This window comes from Mesorhizobium sp. M7A.F.Ca.CA.004.06.1.1, assembly GCF_003999135.1.
In the GTDB taxonomy this organism is placed as follows: domain Bacteria; phylum Pseudomonadota; class Alphaproteobacteria; order Rhizobiales; family Rhizobiaceae; genus Mesorhizobium.
In genome coordinates, this window is record NZ_RZPQ01001201.1 from 1 (window position 1) to 1,061 (window position 1,061).

At 60.6% G+C, this 1,061-nt stretch carries 1 protein-coding gene and 1 pseudogene; both read left to right on the top strand.

Annotated elements, in window-relative coordinates; genetic code table 11:
- A pseudogene (locus EN906_RS35130) lies at positions 1-277 on the top strand (cell division protein FtsZ); the annotation flags it as partial.
- 281 nt (positions 278-558) lie between these two features.
- Positions 559-1,061: UDP-3-O-acyl-N-acetylglucosamine deacetylase (locus tag EN906_RS35135; RefSeq protein WP_206529274.1), on the top strand; the 503-nt coding region annotated here is incomplete at its 3' end.

Below are 1,061 nucleotides of genomic sequence, written 5' to 3' on the forward strand. Positions count from 1 at the left end.
GAACAACAGCGGACCGATGGGCCTGCTGAAGCGCCTGACCAATGGCCTGACCCGTCGCGAGGAAGAACCCGCACGGCTGCAGCCGGCGCAGCCGCGCGAGCCCAAGCTGCGCCAGGCCGCGCCCGAAGTGCGCCGTCTCGCCAGCCAGGATGCGCAGCTCTATGCGCCGCGCCGCGGCCAGCTCGACGATCAGGGCCGCCTGACGCCGCAGGTGAGGACGACTCAGGAAGACGATCAGCTGGAGATTCCGGCGTTCCTGCGCCGCCAGGCCAACTGATTGGTAAACGGACTGTAACATTTGTTAACAGGCAAGCGAGGAATCGCTTGCCTGTTAATGTTTTAAATGATGTGATTTCAACGACTTACCAAGTCGCACTCGTTCCATTTTGCGGTTACACAGAGTAAGAAACCGTGATTTGGAGTCTCCCTGACGGGACATTATCTTCGCTGCCTACCATCATCGGTTTGCCGGGATTTCGGGGGAAGTCACCCTGCCAGCCGATTCACACAAGAGCCGCGCCCTCGGGCTGGAGAAGCGGACCTAGGCATTACGGGCTTATGGGGATTGTCTTGCACGACTATCAGACGACATTGAAGACGCGCGCGTCGCTTACCGGCACCGGCGTCCACAGCGGCAAGGAAGTGTCCATCAGCTTCGTGCCCGCGGATGCCGACACCGGCATCGTTTTCCAGCTTTTCAACGGTGCGGAACAGGGCCGCGAGTTTCGTGCCCTGGTTTCGGAAGTCGGCGCTACCGACCTGTGCACCATGCTTGGTGATCCCGCCGGCGAGCATATCGCCACGGTCGAGCACATCATGGCGGCGCTGTTTGGGCTCGGCATCGATAATGTCGCTGTCGAGATCGATGGTTCCGAGGTTCCTATCTTCGATGGCAGCGCCATGGCGTTCGTCGAAGCCATCGATCAGGCGGGTATCGAGACGCTCTCGGTCAAGCGGCGCTATATCAGGGTCATCAAGCCGGTCCGCATCGAGAACGGCGCCTCGTGGGCGGAGTTTCGGCCCTATGACGGGACCCGTTTCGAGATCGAGATCGACTTCGA